Annotated in this window: 19 protein-coding genes; 3 read left to right on the top strand and 16 right to left on the bottom strand. The window is 62.6% G+C overall.

Annotation, left to right across the window (positions count from 1 at the left end):
- Positions 1 to 237: 237 nt before the first annotated feature.
- The gene (gene dtd / locus M5C71_RS12545; protein WP_177103142.1) at positions 238 to 675 is read right to left on the bottom strand and encodes a D-aminoacyl-tRNA deacylase; all 438 of its coding nucleotides are present in this window, start codon (positions 673 to 675) and stop codon (positions 238 to 240) included.
- Positions 672 to 1,643, bottom strand: coding sequence for a prolyl aminopeptidase (gene pip, locus M5C71_RS12540; RefSeq protein ID WP_103497730.1), 972 nt, complete (start codon positions 1,641 to 1,643; stop codon positions 672 to 674). Before pip ends, dtd begins: the two co-directional genes overlap by 4 nt.
- 272 nt (positions 1,644 to 1,915) lie before the next feature.
- Here pip and M5C71_RS12535 point away from each other — a divergent pair, with 272 nt between their 5' ends.
- The gene (locus M5C71_RS12535) at positions 1,916 to 2,836 is read left to right on the top strand and encodes a hypothetical protein (RefSeq protein ID WP_248767958.1); all 921 of its coding nucleotides are present in this window, start codon (positions 1,916 to 1,918) and stop codon (positions 2,834 to 2,836) included.
- 1 nt (position 2,837) lies between these two features.
- On the opposite strand, the gene hutG is transcribed toward M5C71_RS12535, so the two are convergent.
- From hutG to hutC, 12 genes are all read right to left on the bottom strand, one after another.
- Complete coding sequence (hutG, locus tag M5C71_RS12530) at positions 2,838 to 3,641, bottom strand: N-formylglutamate deformylase (protein ID WP_248767957.1); 804 nt, start codon at positions 3,639 to 3,641, stop codon at positions 2,838 to 2,840.
- Positions 3,642 to 3,652: 11 nt separating this feature from the next.
- On the bottom strand, positions 3,653 to 4,858 hold the full coding sequence (gene hutI / locus M5C71_RS12525; protein ID WP_248767956.1) for an imidazolonepropionase: 1,206 nt from the start codon (positions 4,856 to 4,858) through the stop codon (positions 3,653 to 3,655).
- A gap of 17 nt (positions 4,859 to 4,875) precedes the next feature.
- Positions 4,876 to 6,285 (bottom strand): amino acid permease, encoded by a 1,410-nt coding sequence (locus tag M5C71_RS12520; protein WP_248745375.1) that lies wholly within the window; start codon positions 6,283 to 6,285, stop codon positions 4,876 to 4,878.
- Positions 6,286 to 6,498: 213 nt separating this feature from the next.
- Positions 6,499 to 8,037: a histidine ammonia-lyase gene (hutH, locus tag M5C71_RS12515; protein ID WP_248767955.1), complete on the bottom strand. Its 1,539-nt coding sequence runs from the start codon at positions 8,035 to 8,037 to the stop codon at positions 6,499 to 6,501.
- A gap of 109 nt (positions 8,038 to 8,146) precedes the next feature.
- Positions 8,147 to 9,670 (bottom strand): histidine ammonia-lyase, encoded by a 1,524-nt coding sequence (hutH, locus tag M5C71_RS12510; RefSeq protein ID WP_248767954.1) that lies wholly within the window; start codon positions 9,668 to 9,670, stop codon positions 8,147 to 8,149.
- A gap of 16 nt (positions 9,671 to 9,686) precedes the next feature.
- On the bottom strand, positions 9,687 to 10,517 hold the full coding sequence (locus M5C71_RS12505; protein WP_248767953.1) for a glycine betaine/L-proline ABC transporter ATP-binding protein: 831 nt from the start codon (positions 10,515 to 10,517) through the stop codon (positions 9,687 to 9,689).
- The gene (locus M5C71_RS12500) at positions 10,514 to 11,365 is read right to left on the bottom strand and encodes a proline/glycine betaine ABC transporter permease (protein WP_248767952.1); all 852 of its coding nucleotides are present in this window, start codon (positions 11,363 to 11,365) and stop codon (positions 10,514 to 10,516) included. Before M5C71_RS12500 ends, M5C71_RS12505 begins: the two co-directional genes overlap by 4 nt.
- 71 nt (positions 11,366 to 11,436) lie before the next feature.
- The gene (locus M5C71_RS12495; RefSeq protein ID WP_247263113.1) at positions 11,437 to 12,405 is read right to left on the bottom strand and encodes an ABC transporter substrate-binding protein; all 969 of its coding nucleotides are present in this window, start codon (positions 12,403 to 12,405) and stop codon (positions 11,437 to 11,439) included.
- Positions 12,406 to 12,521: 116 nt separating this feature from the next.
- On the bottom strand, positions 12,522 to 13,991 hold the full coding sequence (locus M5C71_RS12490) for a cytosine permease (RefSeq protein ID WP_103495489.1): 1,470 nt from the start codon (positions 13,989 to 13,991) through the stop codon (positions 12,522 to 12,524).
- 122 nt (positions 13,992 to 14,113) lie between these two features.
- Positions 14,114 to 15,814, bottom strand: a complete 1,701-nt coding sequence (hutU, locus tag M5C71_RS12485) for a urocanate hydratase (RefSeq protein WP_248745380.1) — start codon at positions 15,812 to 15,814, stop codon at positions 14,114 to 14,116.
- Between the two features lie 404 nt (positions 15,815 to 16,218).
- The gene (locus M5C71_RS12480; RefSeq protein ID WP_103495491.1) at positions 16,219 to 16,797 is read right to left on the bottom strand and encodes a HutD family protein; all 579 of its coding nucleotides are present in this window, start codon (positions 16,795 to 16,797) and stop codon (positions 16,219 to 16,221) included.
- The gene (hutC, locus tag M5C71_RS12475) at positions 16,794 to 17,504 is read right to left on the bottom strand and encodes a histidine utilization repressor (protein WP_152737845.1); all 711 of its coding nucleotides are present in this window, start codon (positions 17,502 to 17,504) and stop codon (positions 16,794 to 16,796) included. The genes M5C71_RS12480 and hutC overlap by 4 nt, the downstream gene beginning before the upstream one ends.
- A 144-nt stretch (positions 17,505 to 17,648) precedes the next feature.
- Here hutC and M5C71_RS12470 point away from each other — a divergent pair, with 144 nt between their 5' ends.
- Positions 17,649 to 19,013: a formimidoylglutamate deiminase gene (locus M5C71_RS12470; RefSeq protein WP_248767951.1), complete on the top strand. Its 1,365-nt coding sequence runs from the start codon at positions 17,649 to 17,651 to the stop codon at positions 19,011 to 19,013.
- A 37-nt stretch (positions 19,014 to 19,050) separates the two neighbouring features.
- Here M5C71_RS12470 and M5C71_RS12465 read toward each other — a convergent pair whose 3' ends face one another.
- Positions 19,051 to 19,608, bottom strand: coding sequence for a lipocalin family protein (locus M5C71_RS12465; RefSeq protein WP_103495494.1), 558 nt, complete (start codon positions 19,606 to 19,608; stop codon positions 19,051 to 19,053).
- A gap of 30 nt (positions 19,609 to 19,638) precedes the next feature.
- Positions 19,639 to 19,893 carry a hypothetical protein gene (locus M5C71_RS12460; protein WP_103495495.1) on the bottom strand — a complete coding sequence of 85 codons (255 nt, stop codon included), beginning with the start codon at positions 19,891 to 19,893 and terminating at the stop codon, positions 19,639 to 19,641.
- A gap of 399 nt (positions 19,894 to 20,292) precedes the next feature.
- Here M5C71_RS12460 and M5C71_RS12455 point away from each other — a divergent pair, with 399 nt between their 5' ends.
- Positions 20,293 to 22,185 (top strand): methyl-accepting chemotaxis protein, encoded by a 1,893-nt coding sequence (locus M5C71_RS12455; RefSeq protein WP_248767950.1) that lies wholly within the window; start codon positions 20,293 to 20,295, stop codon positions 22,183 to 22,185.
- Positions 22,186 to 22,293: the final 108 nt, after the last annotated feature.

Genomic DNA, 22,293 nt, shown 5'->3' with positions numbered 1-22,293 from the left:
AACCAACGGCTAGCTATCTATATGCCAGGTTGGCGAGCATTGTTCCGACTCCCATGGGGGCAAATGATTCCCCAAACGGTCACGGACAAGTCTCTACCTAAGTCAAATTGGACCAACGAACGCCGATCCCCGTAGCGCGCGATTATCTAGTAGGCCGCGTTACAACGCATCAGGTGAAACAAAGTATTTATCGCGAAAACCTCCTGTTTTCAGCCAAGTACGTCGTTTTTGATGCATTCAGGTCTGTAACAGGAAGGTCACAGGGCCATCATTGACCAGATGTACCTGCATGTCCGCCCCGAAACGCCCGGTCGCCACCTGCCCATGCAAGCGTTGCGCCTGTGCCACTACGTAGTCGAACAACACCTCGGCGAGCGCCGGAGGCGCCGCCGTGGAGAAGCTCGGACGCAATCCACTCCGGGTATCGGCCGCCAGGGTGAACTGCGACACCAGCAGCAACCCGCCGCCGGTGTCCGCCAGGGACAAGTTCATCTTGCCCTGCGGATCACTGAACACCCGATAGTTAAGCAGCTTCTTCAGCAGTTTGTCGGCCTGTGCCTGGGTATCGCCCGGTTCCACCGCCAGCAGCACCAGCAACCCCTGGTCGATGGCCCCGACGATTTCTCCCGCCACTTCCACCCGCGCGCCGCTGACCCGTTGCAACAGCCCCTTCATGCTTCTTCGAGAGGCAGGTCGAGCAGGCGTCGGGCCATCTGGTCGGCCGCGCGTACCAGGGCATCGGTGATCCCCGGCTCGGAAGCCGCGTGACCGGCATCGCGAATCACCTGCAACTCGCTGTTGGGCCAGGCCTGGTGCAACTCCCAGGCGTTGTCCAATGGGCAGATCGCATCGTAGCGACCGTGCACGATCACCCCCGGCAGGTGGGCGATCTTGTCCATGTCGCGGATCAGTTGGTTGGGTTCGAGAAAGGAGTTGTTGGTGAAGTAGTGGCATTCGATCCGGGCAATCGACAGCGCGCGCTGCGGCTCGGAGAAGCGATCGACCACCAGCGGGTTCGGGCGCAGCGTCGCGGTACGGCCTTCCCACAGGGACCAAGCCTTGGCCGCGTGCATCTGGGCGATCTGGTCGTTGCCGGTCAGACGCTTGTGGAATGCGTTGAGCAGGTCGTCGCGCTCATCCAGCGGGATCGGCGCCATGTAGTCCTGCCAGTAATCCGGGAACAGACGGCTGGCCCCGCTCTGGTAGAGCCAATCGACGTCCTGTGGCCGGGCCAGGAAAACCCCCCGCAGGATCAGGCCATGCACCCGCTCCGCGTGGGTCTGGGCGTAGGCAAGGGACAGCGTCGAGCCCCAGGAGCCGCCGAACAGCACCCATTTTTCAATCCCCAGGTGCTGGCGAATCCGCTCGAGGTCCGCCACCAGGTCCCAGGTGGTGTTGTTCTCCAGGCTCGCATGGGGGGTTGAGCGCCCGCAACCGCGCTGGTCGAAGGTGATGATACGAAACAGGTTGGGGTCGAAATAGCACCGGCTCTGCGCATCGCAACCGGCTCCCGGGCCTCCGTGGATAAAGACCACCGGCAAGCCTTCCGGCGAACCACTTTCATCGACATACAGTACATGCGTTTCATCCACGGCCAGATCGTGCCGGGCGTAGGGTTTGATCTGCGGGTACAAAGTCTGCATCACGCGCTCCGTAGGGGTCGAGGTCATCCCTGATGGGGACTTCATATTATTCTGCCGTCCGGCATCATAAACCCGAATCGCGGAATCGGCATGCCCTTGTCAAAAGTGAGGGTGTACAGACGCATTTGTCGCACGCGCCCTTCCGTCGGACGCTGCCTAGCCGTTCGGTCAGTGTTCAAGCCGGCCCGATAAACGCTTCAATAGCCAGGTCACGTAGAGCGGCAGGAGCCGTTCTGCCGGGGTAGCCGTGCAAAAGTGAAAGGGAGTTTCCAATGCAACAAGACTGTTTGCCGGGCCTGCTTTCCTACCCGGAGAAAGCCATCATCCTCGCTGACAACGAAATGTTTATCCGTGCCCTCTCCGAACTGGGGCTGGATGCCGCCGTCGTCGACTCGACCGAACCGCTGCCGGCGCAAAGCCTGGTGTTTTCCTTTACCAGGCAGGGCGCCCGGCAATTCTATGAGCGCGCGGCCAGGACCCGGGACAAACAATGCATTCTCTGCCCGTTGCACGCTTTCGATTCAGGCCTGGAAAATGCGCTGTACAGCCTGATGCTGTTACTGCGCAGCGATTTCGCCGACTGCCTGAGGCGCCAGCGCGACCATCTCAGGCTCTTGAGCCGGCACCAACGCCTGCATCTGGTCGGAGAGGGATCGCGGGCCGATGTCTGGTTGAAAAGCCGTTCGGCCCCCTATGTCACGACCCGCGACGAGATCAGCGAGCGGTTCGTATTGTCCGTCTCGGAATTGTTCGAGGTGCATTACGCGCACATGCGCCCGGACAGCCCCGATCTCTTTCAATTGAACGGTATCCTGCGCATCAGCGGCCTGCTGACCTCCCAGGGCCGTTGCCGGACGCCGCTGGCCAGCGGCGTCGACGAACAGTTGCTGGAACTGACCCAGCGTGTCGCCCGGCACCAGGCCTGGCTGCATATCGAACACAACCAGGTGCGCTCATTCAAGGTCGCCGGGCAGGAATATGCCGGGCTGCTGACGCGGGCCGCGGGCGAGCGGGGGTTGTACCTCAGCGAGTTCGCCATTGGCGTCAACGACACCATCGGACCGAATATCAACTACAGCCACAACTCGCCGATGAACGAAGGCGTCAGCGGCGTGCATGTGGGCCTGGGGGACGGCGCCAGCGGTTATCACATCGACTTCCTGAGCCCGGGCGTCGAGGTGCTCCCGGGATAAATCAGCGCCCGTAGTGCTCGCGGCCCCAGGCCAGCAGGCCTTGCAGCAGCTCCTTGAGCACGACCCGCGTCGGTTCCGCCAGGTCGCTGCGGTAGTTGAACGGTTCGAACTCTTCCATGTAGGTGCACTGCCCCAGTTCGAGCTGCACCGCGTGGATGTTCTGCGCCGGGTCACCATAGTGACGGGTGATATGCCCGCCCTTGAAGCGCCCGTTCAGCACATGGCTATAAGCCGGATGCCCGGCACAGATGCCTTCCAGCAGAGCCGCCAGTTGCGGGTCGCAGCTGGCACCGTTGAAGGTGCCCAGGTTGAAGTCCGGCAGTTTGCCGTCGAACAGATGCGGGACCACCGAGCGAATCGAGTGGGCGTCGAACAGCAAGGCGTAACCGAACTCGGCCTTGAGCCGCGCCAGTTCCTGCTGCAAGGTCTGGTGATAAGGCGTCCAGACCTGCTCCAGGTAGTTCGCCCGCTCCTCGGCCGACGGCACCTGCCCTTCGACGAACAACGGCTCACCATTGAACAGGGTGGCTGGATACAGACCGGTGGTGGCACCGACGTACAGCGGCTTGTCGTCGGACGGCCGGTTCAGGTCGATGACAAACCGCGAATAACGGGCCTCCAGAGTGCTGGCGCCCAGGTCAGCGGCGAAATCATAGAGCCGCGGGATGTGCCAGTCGGTGTCCTCCAGGCTTTGTGCCTCGGGGACCAACCCGGCCTTGACCGCTGGGGTCAGTTGCACACCAGCATGGGGCATGCTGATCAACAGCGGCACGCGACCTTGTTTGAAACTCAGAACGTTATCCACGGGACAATCTCCTAGATCAATACTTCGACACCATGGCGCACCACGCGCTTGCTCAGGTCAGCGCCCAGCCAGTAGGCCAGATCCGCCGGTCGCTCGATCTGCCAGGCGACGAAATCCGCAACCTTGCCGATCTCCAGCGAACCGTGGGTAGCACCCATGCCCAACGCCGTGGCGGCATGCTGGGTCACGCCGGCCAGGGCCTCTTCCGGGGTCATGCGGAACAGGGTGCAGGCCATGTTCAGCATCAAGCGCAGGGACAGCGCCGGCGAGGTGCCAGGGTTGAGGTCGCTGGCGATGGCCATTTTCACGCCGTGTTTGCGCAGGGCATCCATCGGCGGCAACTGGGTTTCGCGCAGAAAGTAGAACGCCCCGGGCAACAGCACCGCGACGGTACCGGAGGCGGCCATGGCGATGGCGTCCTCTTCGGTCATGAATTCCAGGTGGTCCGCCGACAGCGCCTGGTAACGCGCCGCCAGGCTCGAACCATGCAGTGACGACAGCTGCTCGGCATGCAGCTTTACCGGCAGGCCCAGTTGCTGCGCGACCTTGAATACCCGCTCGACCTGATCGGGGGAAAACGCCAGGTATTCGCAGAAGGCATCCACCGCATCCACCAGGCCTTCGGCCGCCAGGGCCGGAAGCATTTCGCTGCAGATATGCTCGATATAATCGTCGGCCCGCCCGACATATTCCGGCGGCAAGGCATGGGCGGCCAGGCAGGTGCTGCGCACACTGACCGGCAGCTCGGCGCCGAGGCGGCGAATCACCTTGAGGATCTTGCGCTCGCTGTCCAGGTCCAGGCCGTAGCCGGACTTGATCTCGACGCTGGTCACACCGTCGCGCAGCAGGCAGGTCAGGCGTTGCCGGGCGCTGGCGAACAACTCGTCCTCGCTGGCGGCACGGGTCGCCCGCACAGTGCTGGCAATCCCGCCACCGGCGGCGGCGATCTCGGCATAACTCACGCCTTGCAGGCGCTGCTCGAATTCACCGCTGCGGTTGCCGCCGAACACCGTGTGGGTGTGGCAATCGATCAGCCCCGGCGTGACCCAGGCGCCGTCCAGGTCCTCGACCCGGGGATAATCCGCCGCCGGCAGTTCGGCGCGCGGGCCGATCCACTCGATCGTCGACGCCACGGTCACGATGGCGGCATCCTCGATGATCGAGTAAGTGCCTTGCGCCATGCTTGCAACGTGACAGTTCTGCCAAAGCGTTTTCATCCGGGGCCTCCGTTAGGTTATCGATGAGACAAAGCAGGTTCTTGCTGAACGCCTGCGGCCTGGGCCGCCTTCGGCTTGACCCAGACCTGGTAGGCCAGCACCAGCAGGCCGATCCAGATCGCACCGACGATCAGCGCCGGCCGGGTGTCGGGGAAATAGCCCAGCACGCCGAAGATAAACACCATGAAGGCAATCGCCGCCATCGGCGCATAGGGCCAGAACGGCACCGGGAACTTCAGTTGCGCGGCCTGTTCACGGCTCATGGAACGGCGCATGGCCACCTGGGTGACCAGAATCATGATCCACACCCACACCGTGGCGAAGGTGGCGATGGACGCGATCAGCAGGAACACGTCTTCCGGGATCAGATAGTTGAGCAGCACCCCCAGCAGCAGCGCGGCGGCCATGACCACCACGGTCATCCACGGCACGCCGGCGCGGGACAGCTTGGCAAAGGCCTTCGGCGCATGACCTTGCTCGGCCAGGCCGTACATCATGCGCCCGGCGCCGAAGATATCGCTGTTGATGGCGGAAATCGCCGCCGAGATCACCACGATATTGAGGACTGTCGCCGCCGAGCCGATCCCCAGGTTCTGGAAGATCTGCACGAAGGGACTGCCCTGGCTACCGATCTGCTGCCACGGGTAGAGGGACATCAGCACGAACAGGGTCAGCACGTAGAACAGCAGGATGCGCAGTGGCACCGCGTTGATCGCCTTGGGGATCACCCGCTGCGGGTCCTGGGCTTCACCGGCGGTGACACCGATGATCTCGATACCGCCGAAGGCGAACATGACCACCGCGAACGAGGCGATCATCCCGGCCGCGCCGTTGGGCATGAAGCCGCCGTTGCTCCAGAGGTTACTGATACCGACGCTCGCCGAGGGCGTGGCCGTGCTGATGCCGAAGAACATAATGCCGAAGCCGCCGAGGATCATCGCGACAATGGCGCCGACCTTGAGCAGCGACAGCCAGAACTCCATTTCGCCGAAGACCTTGACCGTGCACAGGTTCAGCGCGCCGATAAAGAAGACCACGCCGAGCACCCAGACCCAGCGATCGACGTCGGGAAACCAGAAGCCCATATAGATGCCGAAGGCCGTGACGTCGGCCAGGCCGACGATAACCATCTCGAATGCATAGGTCCAACCGAGGATAAAACCGGAACGGGGACCGATGTAGGTGCTGGCGTAGTGGCCGAAGGAACCGGCGACCGGATCGTGCACGGCCATTTCGCCGAGGGCGCGCATGACCATGAACACCGCGGCGCCGCCGATCAGGTAGGCCAGCAGCACGGCCGGACCGGCCATCTGGATGGCCGAGGCGGAGCCGTAGAACAGCCCGGTGCCGATAGCGGACCCCAGGGCCATGAAGCGAATATGTCGGGCCGAAAGCCCGCGTTTCAAACCTTTGACTTGCTGTTGCATTGCTCGTCCTTAATTATTCTTATCGGTAAAACTCGATGAGAATCAGACTGATGGCGAGTGTCTTGCGACCGCCCGGCCGCAAAAGGGGTCGCAGAGTACCCAACCCGGCACGCGCAGGCAAAACGCATCTGCCGGGTGGCAACAACCCGCAAACTGGCTGACCCGCCGCCTTGTGACGAGCGGGCTCAACCCCAGTCCGTTCTCGGGCAACGCTTACAGGCTTGGCAGCAACTTGGTCGGGACCAGCGCATTCAGGCAACGGGAAGCCAGCAACTCGGTCGCCGCCTCGATATCCGGGGCAAAGAAACGGTCCTTCTCGTAGTACGCCACTTCCTCACGCAAGGTCGCCCGCGCGGTTTCCAGGGCCGGCGAGGTTTTCAGGCCATTGCGCAGGTCCAGACCCTGGCAAGCCGCCAGCCATTCCACCGCCAGAATCCCACGGGTATTTTCAGCCATTTCCCACAGACGCTTGCCAGCTGCCGGGGCCATCGACACATGGTCTTCCTGGTTGGCGGAAGTCGGCAGGCTGTCGACGCTGTGGGGGTGCGCCAGGGCCTTGTTCTCGCTGGCGAGGGCCGCGGCGGTCACCTGGGCGATCATGAAGCCGGAGTTGACGCCGCCATTGGCCACCAGGAACGGCGGCAGCTGCGACATATGCTTGTCCATCATCAGCGAGATGCGGCGCTCGCTCAGGGAACCGATTTCGGCAATCGCCAACGCCAGGTTGTCAGCGGCCATGGCCACCGGCTCGGCGTGGAAGTTGCCGCCCGAGATCACATCGCCTTCGGCGGCGAATACCAGCGGGTTGTCGGACACCGCGTTGGCTTCGATCACCAGCACTTCGGCGGCCTGGCGGAACTGGGTCAGGCAGGCGCCCATGACCTGTGGCTGGCAACGCAGGGAGTACGGGTCCTGGACCTTCTCGCAGTTCTCGTGGGAGTCGGACACTTCGCTGCGCTCGCCCAGCAGGTGGCGATAGGCGGCAGCCGCATCGATCTGGCCATGTTGACCACGGGCGGCATGGATACGCGGGTCGAACGGCGAACGCGAGCCCAGTACCGCTTCAACCGTCAGCGCACCGCTGACCAGGGCGCCGGCGAACAAGTCTTCGCCTTCGAACAGACCGCGCAGGGCAAAGGCGGTGGACACCTGGGTGCCGTTGAGCAGCGCCAGGCCTTCCTTCGCGGCCAGGGTCAGCGGTTGCAGGCCGGCCTGCTTCAGCGCCGCATGGGCGTCCAGCCATTCACCCTTGTAGCGGGCCTTGCCTTCACCCAGCAGCACCAGAGACATATGGGCCAGCGGCGCGAGATCGCCGGAAGCGCCGACCGAACCTTTCAGCGGAATGTGCGGGTAGACCTCGGCATTGATCAGGGCGATCAGGGCGTCGATCACCTGGCGGCGAATCCCGGAGAAACCACGGCTCAGGCTGTTGACCTTGAGCACCATGATCAGGCGTACCAGCGCATCGCTGATCGGCACGCCGACACCGGCGGCATGGGACAGCACCAGGGAGCGCTGGAGGTTTTCCAGGTCTTCGCTGGCGATACGGGTCGAGGCCAGCAGGCCGAAACCGGTGTTGATGCCGTAGGCGGTGCGGTTTTCGGCGAGGATCTGTTCGACGCAGGCCACGCTGGCTTCGATCTGTGCCGAGGCACTGTCGTCCAGGGTCAGTTTCACCGGCTGCTGGTAGATGGCACGCAGTTGGGCCAGGCTCAGTTGGCCGGGAATCAGGTTCAACGCAGTCACATTCATGCTCCTTTTGAGAGTTTTATCAACTACCAGACGCTCCGGAAGCTTCCGTTATCCGTCGCCGCCGACTTTTTGAGCCGGAGGCGCCTTGGCACGCTGGTTATTCGTGGAATCAGTGCAGGTCGGGAAACCTGCCCTGGATCAATAGTGGGTCCTTGAGCAGGCTCGCCGCGCTGGCAATGTCCGGTGCCAGCCAGCGGTCCTGGTCGTAGGCCGGAACGCGCTCGCGCAGCAGTTTCCAGGCGCGCTCGGTGCCGGCGCCGAAACGCTGCTCCTTGAGGAATTCGAAGGCCTGGGCCGCCAGCAGGTACTCGATGGCGAGGATCTGCATGCAGTTTTCCAGGGCCCGGTGCAATTTCAGCGCGGCGTTGGTGCCCAGGCTCAGGTGGTCTTCCTGCAGGCCCGAGGTGACGTAGTTGTCGAGCACCGCCGGCTGCGCCAACTGGCGGTTTTCCGCACAGAGGGACGCGGCGACGTACTGCACGATCATCATCCCGGAGTTGACCCCGGGGTTGCTCACCAGGAACGCCGGCAGGCCGCTGACATGGGGGTTGATCAGGCGATCGAGACGGCGTTCGGCAATCGAGCCGATTTCCGCCATGGCGATTGCCAGCAGGTCCGCCGCCAGGGCCACCGATTGGCCATGGGGGTTGGCCTGGGACATCACCCGGTAGTTGTCCGGCGTACCCAGCAGCAACGGGTTGTCGGTGCAGCCGTTGAGTTCGATTTCGATCTGCCGGGTGGCGTGGTCCAACTGGTCGCGGGCGGCGCCGTGGACTTGTGGGATCGAGCGCAGGCTCAGGGCGTCCTGGGTGCGAATACCCAGGCTGGCGGCGATCACTTCGCTGCCGTCGAGCAGGCTGCGCAGGTTGTTGCCGACCTGCTGCATGCCGGGATGGGGCTTGAGTGCGATGATTTGCGCATCAAACGCGGCGATCTGCCCGCGCTGGGCCTCGAAGCTCATGGCGCCGACCACATCGGCCCATTGCAGCAGGCGGGTCGCGTCGGCCAGGGCCAGGCAGCTCAGGCCAGTCATGCACGGCGTGCCGTTGACCAGGCAGAGACCGTCCTTGGCCCCCAGTTGCACCGGTTCCAGGCCTTCGGCGGCCAGGGCCTGGTGCGCCGGAACGATCTGCCCGCGATAGCTCACCTGGCCGACACCGAGCAGGGCGATGCCGATATGGGCCATATGGGTCAGGTAACCCACCGAGCCCTGGGCCGGCACTTGCGGGGTGATACCACGGTTGAGCAGGGCCAGCAGGGCTTCGACCACCTGGCGGTGCAGGCCGGATTTGCCGTGGCTGTAGTTGACGATGGCGGCGCAGAGGATGGCCCGGGTCTGTTCGTCGGGCAACGGCGCGCCGACACCGCAGGCATGGCTGAGCAGGGTGTTGCGCGACAACTGGCTGAGTTGCTCGCCGGACAGCGACACATTGCATAGCGCGCCGAGGCCGGTGTTCACGCCATAGGCGCGCTCACCGCTGAGGACGATACGCTGGACGATGGCCTGGGCGTTGTCGATCCGCGCCCAGGTCTGCGGCGCCAGTTCAAGCAACGCGCCATGACGCGCCACCGCGACCACATCCTGCCAACGCAAGGGGGCGTCGGCGATAACGATTTTTTCAGCCTGGGACATCTTCAACCTCATCTGCTTAAACGATCGCGGCACGCCGCTGAACAAACCGATCCACATACTCATCCGCCGGCGAATGCAGGATCTCCTTCGGCGTCCCGACCTGGATCAACTTGCCGTCCTTGAGAATCGCAATCCGATTGCCGATCCGCACCGCTTCATCCAGGTCATGGGTGATAAACACAATGGTCTTGTGCAAGGTCTTCTGCAGCTCCAGCAACTGATCCTGCATCTCCGCCCGGATCAGCGGGTCCAGGGCACTGAACGCCTCGTCCATCAGAATGATGTCGGTGTCCGCCGCCAAGGCCCGGGCCAGGCCCACACGCTGGCGCATACCGCCCGACAGCTGGTGCGGGTACTTGTTCTCGTAGCCTTTCAGGCCCACGGTATTGATCCAGTGCAAGGCGCGCTCGGCGCAGACTTCCTTGCTCTCGCCCCGGACCTTGAGGCCGTAGGCGACGTTTTCCTGCACGGTCTTGTGGGGCAACAGGCCGAAGCTCTGGAACACCATGCTGATCTTGTGCCGACGAAATTCGCGCAGCGCCTCCATGTCGTGCTGGAGAATGTCCACGCCGTCCACCAGGATCGCGCCGCTGGTGGGGTCGATCAGGCGGTTGAAATGCCGCACCAGGGTCGACTTGCCGGAACCCGACAGGCCCATGATCACGAAGATCTCGCCGGTACTGACACTCAGCGACAGGTCGTTGACCCCGATCACGCAACCGGTCTCGGCCAGCACCTGGTCCTTGGTCTTGCCCTGGCGAATCAGGCTCATCGCGTCCTTCTCGCGTGAACCGAAGATCTTGAAGACGTTCTTGACTTCGATCTTGCTGACGATGGCCTCGCTCATTTGCTCACCTCATGGCGTGGACGACCATAGGCCTGGGTAATGCGATCGATCACCACCGCGAGAATCACGATCGCCAGGCCGGCTTCCAGGCCGCGACCGACGTTCAGGGTCTGGATACCCACCAGCACGTCCTCACCCAAGCCACGGGCACCGATCATCGAGGCGATCACCACCATCGACAGCGCCATCATGGTGGTCTGGTTGATCCCGGCCATGATGCTCGGCAGGGCCAACGGCAGTTGCACACCGAACAGTTGCTGCCAGCGGTTGGCGCCAAAGGCGTTGATCGCTTCCATGACTTCGCCGTCGACCTGGCGGATGCCCAGGTCGGTCAGGCGGATCAGCGGCGGCGCGGCGTAGATCACCGTGGCAAAGATCGCCGGGACCTTGCCCAGGCCGAACAGCATCAGCACCGGGATCAGGTACACGAAGCTGGGCATGGTCTGCATGATGTCCAGCAACGGCATCAACACTGAACGCAGGCGATCGCTGCGGGCCGAGAGAATACCCAGGGGAATGCCGATCAGTACCGAAATCAGCGTCGCCACCAGCATCAGTGCCAGGGTCTGCATCAGCTTGTCCCACAGGCCGACGGCCCCCACCAGAAACAACAGGCCGACGATAACGGTGGTGGTGACCCGCTTGCGGGTGGCGTGCCAGGCGATACCGCCGACAATGGCCAGCATCAGCCACCAGGGCGTTGTGCGGAGCAAACCCTCAAGATTGACGATGGCCCACAGCAGGGTGTCGGAAATCTGGCGGAACACATCGCCGTAGTTGGTCACCAGTGCATCGACCCAACTGTTGACCCAGTCGGCGATGGAAAATGTGAAACGTTCGGGAAACATTGGAAACTCTCGATCAAGTGGTTGTGGCGAACTTCCCGGCCAGCCTCTCGGTTAGCCGGGAGGTAGTCGACCTACAGAGCCGCGTTGATTTTCTTGGCAGCGTCAGCGCTGACCCAAGCCTGCCAGACCTCAGGGTGTTCCTTGAGGAAGATTTTCGCCAGTTTCGGCGATTCGATCCGCTCCCGGGTCATGCGACCGAGGTTCTGGTTCAGCAGATCGATGGGCAGGTTAGCCTTTTCCAGGACGGCGACCAGCTCGGGCGCTTGCTCGTGGAAGGTCTTCGACAGACCGACCTTGATGCTCACGCGCTTGTCGACACCGGGTTTCTCCTCCAGTTTCACCAGGTCGACCTGGCCCATCAGGGGCGTCGGCGACCAGTAGTAGAACAGAATGGGCTCGCCACGCTTGTAGCTCGACAGCACGGCGGCGTCCAGTGCCGGGCCGGTGCCAGGGCGAAAGTTGGTATAGGACTTTTCCAGACCGTAGCTTTTCAGCATCTCGCTGTTTTCCAGCTCACAGGTCCAGCCCGCCGGGCAATTGTAGAAGCGGCCTTTGCTCGGCTCTTCCGGGTCCTTGAACAGGGCGGCGTATTGGCCCAGGTCGGCAATGTGCTTGAGGTTCGGCGCCAAGGCCTTGAGGTTGCGCTTGGCATCGCCCTCGATCACGTAGCGCGGCACATACCAACCTTCGACGGCACCCACCACCGGGGCGCCGACCCCGACGACCTTGCCGGCTTTTTCAGCCTTGTTCCAGACTTCGCTGCGGCCGACCCACTCCTCGGCGAAAACCTGGATATCGTTGCTGCTCAGGGCGTTTTCCATGGTGATGGAGTTGCCCGGCAGGGCGTCGGTCTTGCAGTCGTAACCCTTTTCCAGCACGAATTGCAGCATGTCGGTCAAGAGCATGCCGCTTTCCCAATTCAGACCCGCGAACTTCACCGGCTTGCCGGATTCGCACCAGCCGGCGGCCTGGCTTGCGCCGGCCACGACCAACAGGCCCAGGGACAGCGCCGTGGTCAGCAGGGTCTTGGTCATCTTCATACTGTGCCGCTCCAAATCATAAAAGGGTTAACGCCGCTCAAGAGACTAGCGGCCCGGGTTGGCCTGCGAGCAGGCCCTGTCCACGCTCACCCACGTGGACACCCGGCTGCAACCGGTCAGTTCGACGCCGGTTGTACACGACCACGGGGCTGGGCCGGCGCTTCCACGGCCGACTCTACCGGCAGGATCAGACGATCAGGAATTGCCCCATGCCACTTCTTCGCCGCGACGTAGTACAACGCCGCCGGCACCACCAGGCCGATGATCCAGGAGATATCAGTATCGCCCAGGCCCGCCACCAGGGAGCCGGTGTAGAACTGGGTGTTGATAAACGGCATCTGGATCAGCACGCCGAACACATAGATGCTGATGCCCAGGATGTTCCAGCCGCCGTAGCGCGCCTTGGGATTGGACAGCGCGGGAATGTCGTAGCGTTCCTTGGTGATGCAGTAGAAGTCCACCAGGTTGATCGCGCTCCAGGGCGTGAAGAACGCCAGCAGGAACAGGATGAAGGAGGAGAATTCCTTGAGGAACGAATCCTTGCCCAGCAGCGCCAGGGCCGCGGACACGCTGACCATGATGAAGATGTACAGCAGGCGCACACCACTGGAAATATGCCGGTTGCCACGGAAACCGCTGATGATGGTGGCGATCGACATGAAGCTGCCATAGGCGTTCAGGGTGGTGACCGTCACCTTGCCGAAGGCCACGGCGAAATACAGCGCCGCCGCGACCGCGCCAGTGCCGCCGAGGCTGACGATGAACGAGACTTCGTGGTGGGAGAACTGCGAGCCGGCCAGGGCGGCGGCGAAGACGCCGAAGACCATGGACGCCTGAGCGCCGATCACCGAACCCAGGCCCACGGCCCAGAAGGTTTTCACCGGCGAAGTGCTGCGCGGCAGATAACGTGAGTAATCCGCCACATAAGGCCCGAACGCGATCTGCCAGGATGCCGACAAGGACATCGCCAACAGGAAACTCGCCAGGGAGAAATGCTTGTTGCCGAGCAGCGCCGAGATATCGTTGCCGGCCAACAATTTGTAGAACAGGTAGACGAAGGCAACCACCCCGAGCACGCTGGCGATCCGGCCGATGCCGTGGATCACCCGGTAACCGAAGATGGTGCAGACCAGGATACTGGCGGCGAACAACACAATGCCGACCCAGTCTTCCACATGCAGCAGCTGCGCCACCGCCTGCCCCGCCAGCAGCGAACCGCTGGCGGAAAAGCCGATATACATCAGGCACACCAGCACCAACGGGATCACCGCCCCATAGACACCGAACTGCACACGGCTGGAAATCATCTGCGGCAGGCCCAGTTGCGGACCTTGCGCGGCGTGCAACGCCATGACCCCGCCACCGATCAGTTGCCCGATCAGCAGGCCGATCAGCGACCAGTAGACATCACCGCCGAGCACGACCGCCAAGGCGCCCGTGACAATCGCGGTGATTTGCAGGTTGGCACCCAACCACAGGGTGAACTGACTGAGTAGACGACCGTGTCTTTCCGCTTCCGGGATGTAGTCGATCGAACGCCTTTCGATCAACGGTTTGCTGCTTGCACGATCATTTGACGCAGACATTGTTCAACCTCTGTGGATTGTTTTAGTTAGGTGCACAGCGTTGTGAAACAGGCTCCAGGTGAAACACCCGATCTGTAGGAGCCGGTTTGCCGGTTCCTACAGATCGGGTTTCCTCCAACCGCTTATTTACCGGTAATCATCGGCAGGTTCAGGCCCTGCTCTTTCGCGCAGTCGATGGCGATCTGGTAACCGGCATCGGCGTGACGCATAACGCCGGTGGCCGGGTCGTTGTGCAGGACGCGAGCGATACGCTCGGCCGCTTCGTCGGTACCGTCACAGACGATCACCATGCCCGAGTGCTGGGAGAAACCCATGCCGACGCCGCCGCCGTGGTGCAGGGACACCCAGGTCGCGCCGCTGGCGGTGTTGAGCAAGGCGTTGAGCAGTGGCCAGTCGGACACGGCATCGGAACCGTCCTGCATCGATTCGGTTTCACGGTTCGGGCTGGCCACGGAACCGGAGTCCAGGTGGTCGCGACCGATCACGATCGGCGCCGACAGCTCGCCGCTGCGGACCATTTCGTTGAACGCCAGGCCGAGCTTGGCGCGCAGGCCCAGGCCGACCCAGCAGATCCGCGCCGGCAGACCCTGGAAGCTGATGCGCTCACGGGCCATGTCCAGCCAGTTGTGCAGGTGGGCGTCGTCCGGGATCAGTTCCTTGACCTTGGCGTCGGTCTTGTAGATGTCCTGCGGATCGCCCGACAGTGCAGCCCAACGGAACGGACCGATGCCACGGCAGAACAGCGGACGGATATAAGCCGGGACGAAACCCGGGAAGTCGAATGCGTTTTCCACGCCTTCTTCCTGGGCCATCTGACGAATGTTGTTGCCGTAGTCGAAGGTCGGGATGCCTTGTTTCTGGAAGTCGAGCATGGCCTTGACGTGCACGGCCATCGACGCCTTGGCGGCCTTCACGACCACTGCGGGTTCAGTGATGGCGCGGGCACGGTACTCTTCCCAGGTCCAGCCGGCCGGCAGGTAGCCGTTGAGCGGGTCGTGGGCGCTGGTCTGGTCGGTGACCATGTCCGGACGCACGCCACGCTTGACCAGCTCCGGCAGGATTTCCGCCGCATTGCCGAGCAGGGCAATGGAGATGGCCTTGCCTTCCTTGGTGTACTTGGCGATACGCGCCAGGGCGTCGTCGAGGTCGGTGGCTTGTTCATCGACATAACGGCTGTTCAGGCGGAAATCGATGCTGACCTGCTGGCACTCGATGTTCAGCGAGCAGGCGCCGGCCAGGGTTGCCGCCAGAGGCTGTGCGCCGCCCATGCCGCCGAGGCCCGCGGTCAGGACCCAACGACCTTTCAGGTTGTTGTCGTAGTGCTGGCGACCGGCTTCGACGAAGGTTTCGTAGGTGCCCTGGACGATGCCCTGGCTGCCAATGTAGATCCAGCTGCCGGCGGTCATCTGGCCGTACATGGCCAGGCCCTTGGCGTCGAGTTCGTTGAAGTGCTCCCAATTCGCCCAGTGTGGCACCAGGTTGGAGTTGGCGATCAGTACGCGCGGGGCGTTGCTGTGGGTCTTGAAGACACCGACCGGCTTGCCGGATTGCACCAGCAGGGTCTCGTCTTCATTCAGGTTGGTCAGGCTCTCGACGATCTTGTCGTAGCACTCCCAGTTCCGCGCGGCCCGGCCGATACCGCCGTAGACCACCAGCTCCTTGGGGTTCTCGGCCACTTCGGGGTCGAGGTTGTTCATCAGCATCCGCAGTGGCGCTTCGGTCAGCCAGCTTTTCGCGGTCAGCTTGTTGCCACGGGCGGCACGGATTTCGACGTCACGGCGCTTGGTAAAAGTGGCGGTAGGTTTCTGGGTATTCTCAGTCACGAAATAACTCCTCTGCGATCGTCCAAACCAGCCCAGGCAACGGGCGAGCAAGCCTGTGGGGGAAGGTCCCCGGCACAAGCGGAAATTAGGGGGCGGTGCGTCGATCTCCCTGATGACTCATACGCACACATCTTTACTTGTACATACAAGCATATGCAATCAGGCGGCCAACTTGCAAATCGCGAGCAGAAGAATTTTTCAGGATGCCCCGCAGGCCTTGTGGGACAGGACTTTGAGCGGGAAATGAAATTGCAGGAGGATGACAGGCGGCAGGCAGGAAGCTGTTACCGAGGCAGGGTTTTGCGCCATGCTGGGGCGTTCGGTAACAAAATGGGGCGGGGTGGAAACGATAACGCCATGTGGTGAGTGGGCTCGCCCACTCACCATAAATTGGGAGCAGTCTGTCAGGCGGGCGTCAGCTCGATCACACAGCAACGTCCGGTCACGGCCACTTCCAGCAGCCCGTCGTTGCTGTCCAGTTGCAGGCAGTCATGCCGCCCCAGCACTTCATAGCCGCTGTTACCCAGGCCGATATGCAATTGCTCGCTGACACTGAAGATCAGCAGCACCGCCGCCGAACTGAAAAAGCGCTTCGGCTGCGCGGCATCGAGCCATTGCAGGCGCGCGCGATAGCGATCCGGCGCATAGATCAGGTTGAAGTCGCGGATCGCCCCGTCGATCAGGGTGCAGCTCACCTGGCTCGCGCCGCTGAAGGCAAACGGATCCAGCGGCAACAAAGCGCGCGTACGCTGGCCATCGACCTGCAAGGTCATGCCCGCGCCTTGCAATACGGTAATGATCCGCTCATAACCGGCAAAGGTGGAAAACCCGCCCGACTCGCCGATATCGGCAATCGACAGGCGCCAGCCGAAGCCGTCCAGGCCTTCGCCCGCGTCCCGGGTGATTTCCTCGGTGCTGCCGCCGCCGTTTTTCCACGGCATGCGCGGGTAATCCGCCGCGCGCAAGACTTTCAACTGGCTCATTTGCTAAAGCGTCCTTCCAGACGATGACGGGAACCGGGGTGGATCAGACGGGCGGCGGTCACCGGCTGACGACCGGACCAGGTCCGGCGGCGAATCAGCAGGCACGGCTCGCCCGGCTCGATCTGCAACAGCTTGCACTCCTCGGCCTCGGCGAGGATGGCTTCGACCACGTGCTCGCCCTCGGTCAGCGGCGCGACCTGGGACAGATAGGCGTAGGGGGTCTGCAGGGTGAAATCCTGCTTGAGGTAGTCTGGCGCCACCAGCGCATTGACGAAACGATCCTCGATCTGCACCGGGATATCGTTCTCGAAATGCACGATCAGCGAGTGGAAGACCTTCTGCCCTTCACGCATATCCAGGGCCACGGCGCGCTCGGAACCGGCGGCCTCCTCCCCGAGAGTGATGATCTTGCAGGTGTGCCGATGGCCGCGCGAAGCGATCTCATCGGCAATGTTATGCACTTCGAACAGCGCCGACTGGCTCTTGGGCTCGGCGACAAACGTGCCGACACCCTGCATGCGCACCAGCAGGCCTTCGGCGGTCATTTCCCGCAGGGCCCGGTTGATGGTCATGCGGCTGTAGCCGAGTTGTTCCACCAGCTCGCTTTCGGACGGCACGCGGTAATGCGGCGGCCAGTTTCCGCTGTCGATCTGCTGGCTGATCATCTGTTTGACGCGGGCGTATAGCGGCGCCGGACTGTCGCCCATATGGGCAGCCAGCGGGTGGTTGGCAGGCGGAGTCGGCACGGGAAATCCTTGTTTGATTCAAAGATGGCTAGCTTGCCGGAGTTTACCGGGCACGCAAACGTCTGTATATGTATATACAAATAACACACGATGGGGTGCTGAACCATGTCCGCTTTCTTTGCCGAACGCGCGCTGCTGCCTAGTGGATGGGCCAACAATGTACGCCTGGAGGTCAACGCCGCGGGCGTACTGACCCAGGTCCAGGCCGATTCCCACGCAGAAGCTGCCGAACGGCTGGGCGGCCCGCTGCTGCCGGGCATGCCGAACCTGCATTCCCACGCTTTCCAGCGCGCCATGGGCGGCCTGGCGGAAGTCGCCGGCAATCCCAACGACAGCTTCTGGACCTGGCGCGACCTGATGTATCGGCTGGTGGGCAAGATCAGCCCGGAACAGATGGGCATCATCGCCCGCCAGTTATATATCGAGATGCTCAAGGCCGGCTACACCTCGGTGGCCGAGTTCCACTATGTGCACCACGACACCAACGGCCAGCCCTACGCTGATCCGGCCGAACTGGCCTTGCGCATCAGCCACGCGGCCAGCGACGCCGGCATCGGCCTGACCCTGCTGCCGGTGCTCTACAGCCACTCCGGCTTCGGCGGCCAGGCACCCAACGAAGGGCAGCGCCGCTTTATCAACAGCACCGAGAATTACCTGAAGTTGCAGGCACGTTTGCAGCCTTTTCTCGCCAGACAGCCGGCCCAGGCCCTCGGGTTGTGTTTCCACTCGCTGCGGGCAGTGACGCCCGGGCAGATCAATGAAGTGCTGGCCGCCAGCGACAAGCACTGCCCGGTGCATATCCATATCGCCGAGCAGCAGAAGGAAGTCGACGACTGCCTGAGCTGGAGCGGCAAGCGTCCGCTGCAATGGCTGTATGACAATGTCGAGGTGGATGAGCGCTGGTGCCTGGTGCACGCGACCCACGCCGACACCGAGGAAGTCACGCGCATGGCGAAGAGCCGGGCGATTGCCGGCCTGTGCCTGACCACCGAGGCCAACCTCGGCGACGGGATTTTCCCGGCGGTGAACTTCCTCGCCCAGGGCGGGCGGATGGGTATCGGTTCCGACAGCCATGTGTCATTGAGCGTGGTGGAAGAGCTGCGCTGGCTGGAATATGGCCAGCGCCTGCGCGACCAGCGGCGTAACCGCCTGTACCGCGCCGACCAGCCGATGGTCGGACGCACGCTGTATGACGCGGCACTGGACGGCGGTGCCCAGGCCCTGGGGCAGGCGATCGGCCAGCTGGAAGTCGGCAAGCGCGCCGACTGGCTGGTGCTCGACGGCAGCGACCCATACCTGGCCACGGCCCGGGACGACGGCATTCTCAACCGCTGGTTGTTCGCCGGCGGCGACCGCCAGGTGCGCGACGTGATGGTCAACGGCCAGTGGGCAGTGCGCGGTGGTCGGCATGCGGGCGAAGAAGAAAGCGCCCGGGCGTTCACCCAGGTGCTGCGTGATCTGCTGAACTGAACCCACGGTTCCTGAAGGGGGCGCATACGCCCCCGACTCAGTTGGGCATCTTCGAATCCGGCGTGCGCCAGATCAGCCGGGTGGTGTCGTAACCCTGCTGGCGCGCGCGGCTCAGCAGGTCCTCGCGGGTCTCCGCGCTGACCTTGGTGGTACGCGACAACAACCACAGGTAACGACGATTCGGATTGCCGACCAGCGCCGTCTTGTAGTCGTCGCTGACATACAGAATCCAGTAGTCGGCCTTGGCCACGCCCGGCAACAGCGACGTGAACCAGTTATCGAACTTCACCCACAGCTTGTCGGTCTGCCCCGGGACCTGCGGCGTCGCCGTGCCCTTGGCTTCCTCCCAGGTCCACTGCTCGGTCAGGCAACGGTTGAACACCGCGACCTTGCCGTCCGCCATCAGACTGTAGCGGGCCTCCGACTGCGCGCAATTGCGCTGGAAATACATCGGCATCCGTGCCAACTCGTACCAGGTACCCTGGTAACGGTTCAGGTCCACGTGACCTGCGGTCTTGGGCGCCAAATCGTCGCCGGACGTAGCGCAACCAGCCAGCAACAAGCCAGCCAAAAGAGTGACCACTAAACGCAACATTGTTCTTCTCCCGTGGGCGATCGCCCCGGTTTACTTCAGGCCTTGCCCGGAAAACATCAGGACTTTGTCACCGGCGTACTGCACGCTGATAAAGCTGTTCTTGTTACCCCAGGTGCAACTGGACATGCCCAGTGCGCCGGAACAGTCCGAAGGCGAGCCGAGCAATTTCTCGACATCGGCCTTGGCCATGCCCGCGGAGATTTTCGAGTAGTTTTCCTGATTGACCTTGCTGCACGCGACCAACAGCACGCAGAACGACAAAAGGGCGAGAGAGCGCAACGACATGGGGAACTCCTGGGGCTCAAAGGTGGGCACGGCTGCCTACCGCAAGCTTAGAAGAGAAAAGGGCCATCTGGTTCCCGAGCACGGGTGCTTTTCTTACAGCAACTTCCTTCAAGAATTTTCAGGGGCTTTTTCAGCGAAAAAGGTATTTCGTCGGTTTTGTCGTTCGAAAATTAATATTCGGGGCAATGGTGTCGACATATTCAGGTAATACCATTTTGCCTGTATGGAAGGCCCGCACGCCGATGTTCACGGCGCAACGCCCCAATATGGCGAGCAATGGAAAAGCAGGACAAGGACTTCCGACGCCGACGTTGATCAAGAGAAATTGCCCCACAGGTGCAGACCTGTGGCAAATTGACGCCCCCCCGGTGACCAGCCCCCCTGTGGACAGCCCATTTCATGACCAAAAATTTCAAGTTCAGCCATAAGATTCTGTTGGCGGCGGCCCTGGTGGTCGCGGTGGCGTTCGCCTGCTTCATCCTGTTCAACGACTACCGCCAACGCGAGGCCCTGCGCCACAGCACCGAGGACTCGATGCAGGCCTTGGGCAGCCTGACCACCAGCAATATCCAGACCTGGCTGGAAAGTCGCATTCAGCTTCTGCAATCGCTGTCCCAGCAGATCGCCGCGGACGGCAGCTCCGCCGACAGCCTGAAACACGCCATCGGCCTGCCTGCCTACGGCAGCAACTTCCAGCTCAGCTATTTCGGCAGCGCGGAGGGCGTGATGACCTCGGTTCCGGTGGGCAACCGCCCCGCCGACTACGACCCACGCTCACGCGGCTGGTACAAGGCGGCCACCGCCGCCCAACAGACCATCGTCACCGAACCCTACATCGCCGCCTCCTCCGGCAAGCTGGTGATCACCCTGGCCACCCCGGTACAGCATCAGGGCCAATTCATCGGCGTGGCCGGCGCCGATATAGACCTGGGCAGCATCAGCGCCATTATCAACTCGTTGAACTTCGGTGGTCACGGGCACGCGTTCATCGTCAGCGCCGAAGGCAAGATCCTGATTCACCCGGACAGCAAGCTGATCCTGAAAAACCTCTCTGACGCCTACCCCAGCGGCGCACCGAAAATCAGTGCCGGGCTCAAGGAAGTCGAGGTCGACGGCAAGCAACAGTTCATCTCCTTCACCCATGTCAGCGGCGTATCCTCGGTGGACTGGTACGTCGCCCTGGTGCTCGACCAGGAAACCGCGTTCTCCATGCTCAGCGAGTTCCGCACCTCGGCGATCATCGCCACGGTGATCGCCGTGATCATTATCATCGCCCTGCTGAGCATGCTGATCCGCGTGTTGATGCAGCCGTTGCACCTGATGGGTCGCGCCATGCACGACATCGCCGAGGGTGAAGGCGACCTGACCAAACGCCTGGTCATCCACGGCCACGATGAGTTCGGCACCCTGGGCATGTCCTTCAACCGCTTCGTCGAGCGTATCCACACCTCGATCCGCGAAGTGGCTTCGGCCACCGGCCAGGTCAACGAAGTGGCCTTGCGGGTGGTCAGCGCCTCCAATTCGTCGATGATCAATTCCGACCAGCAGGCCAGCCGTACCAGCAGCGTGGCGGCGGCAATCAACGAACTCGGCGCCGCGGCCCAGGAGATCGCGCAGAACGCCGCCCTCGCCTCGCAGCATTCCAGCGAAGCCCGCAGCCTGGCGGAAGACGGCCAGCAGGTGGTGGAAAAGACCATCACCGCGATGCAGCAACTGTCGGCCAAGATCAGCGATTCGTGCGGCAATATCGAGACCCTGAACAGCAACACGGTGAATATCGGGCAGATCCTCGAAGTGATCACCGGCATTTCCCAGCAGACCAACCTGCTGGCGCTCAACGCGGCCATCGAGGCGGCGCGGGCCGGTGAGGCCGGGCGTGGGTTTGCGGTGGTGGCCGATGAGGTGCGCAACCTGGCGCACCGCACCCAGGATTCGGCGCAGCAAGTGCAGAAGATGATCGAGGAGTTGCAGGTCGGTGCCCGGGAAGCGGTAAGTGTCATGACCGACAGCCAGCGTCAGAGCGAAAGCAGCGTCGGCATCGCCAACCAGGCGGGCGAGCGGCTGGGCAGCGTGACCCAGCGGATCGGCGAGATCGACGGCATGAACCAGTCGGTGGCGACCGCGACCGAGGAACAGACGGCGGTGGTGGAGTCGATCAACGTCGATATTACCGAGATCAATACGCTGAACCAGGAAGGCGTGGAAAACCTGCAATCGACCTTACGCGCGTGTGCGGACCTGGAACAGCAGGCGGCGCGGTTGAAGCAGTTGGTGGGGAGTTTCCGGATCTGAGATCTGCGGGGGGGCTTTTGGCCTCTTCGCGGGCAAGCCCTGCTCCTACAGGTTTGTGTCGCGCACAAAATCTGTGATCGACGCCATACTGTAGGAGCAGGGCTTGCC

The organism is Pseudomonas sp. MWU12-2345 (assembly GCF_023242385.1).
Lineage (GTDB): Bacteria > Pseudomonadota > Gammaproteobacteria > Pseudomonadales > Pseudomonadaceae > Aquipseudomonas > Aquipseudomonas gingeri_D.
This window is presented reverse-complemented; position numbering and strand designations above follow the sequence as displayed.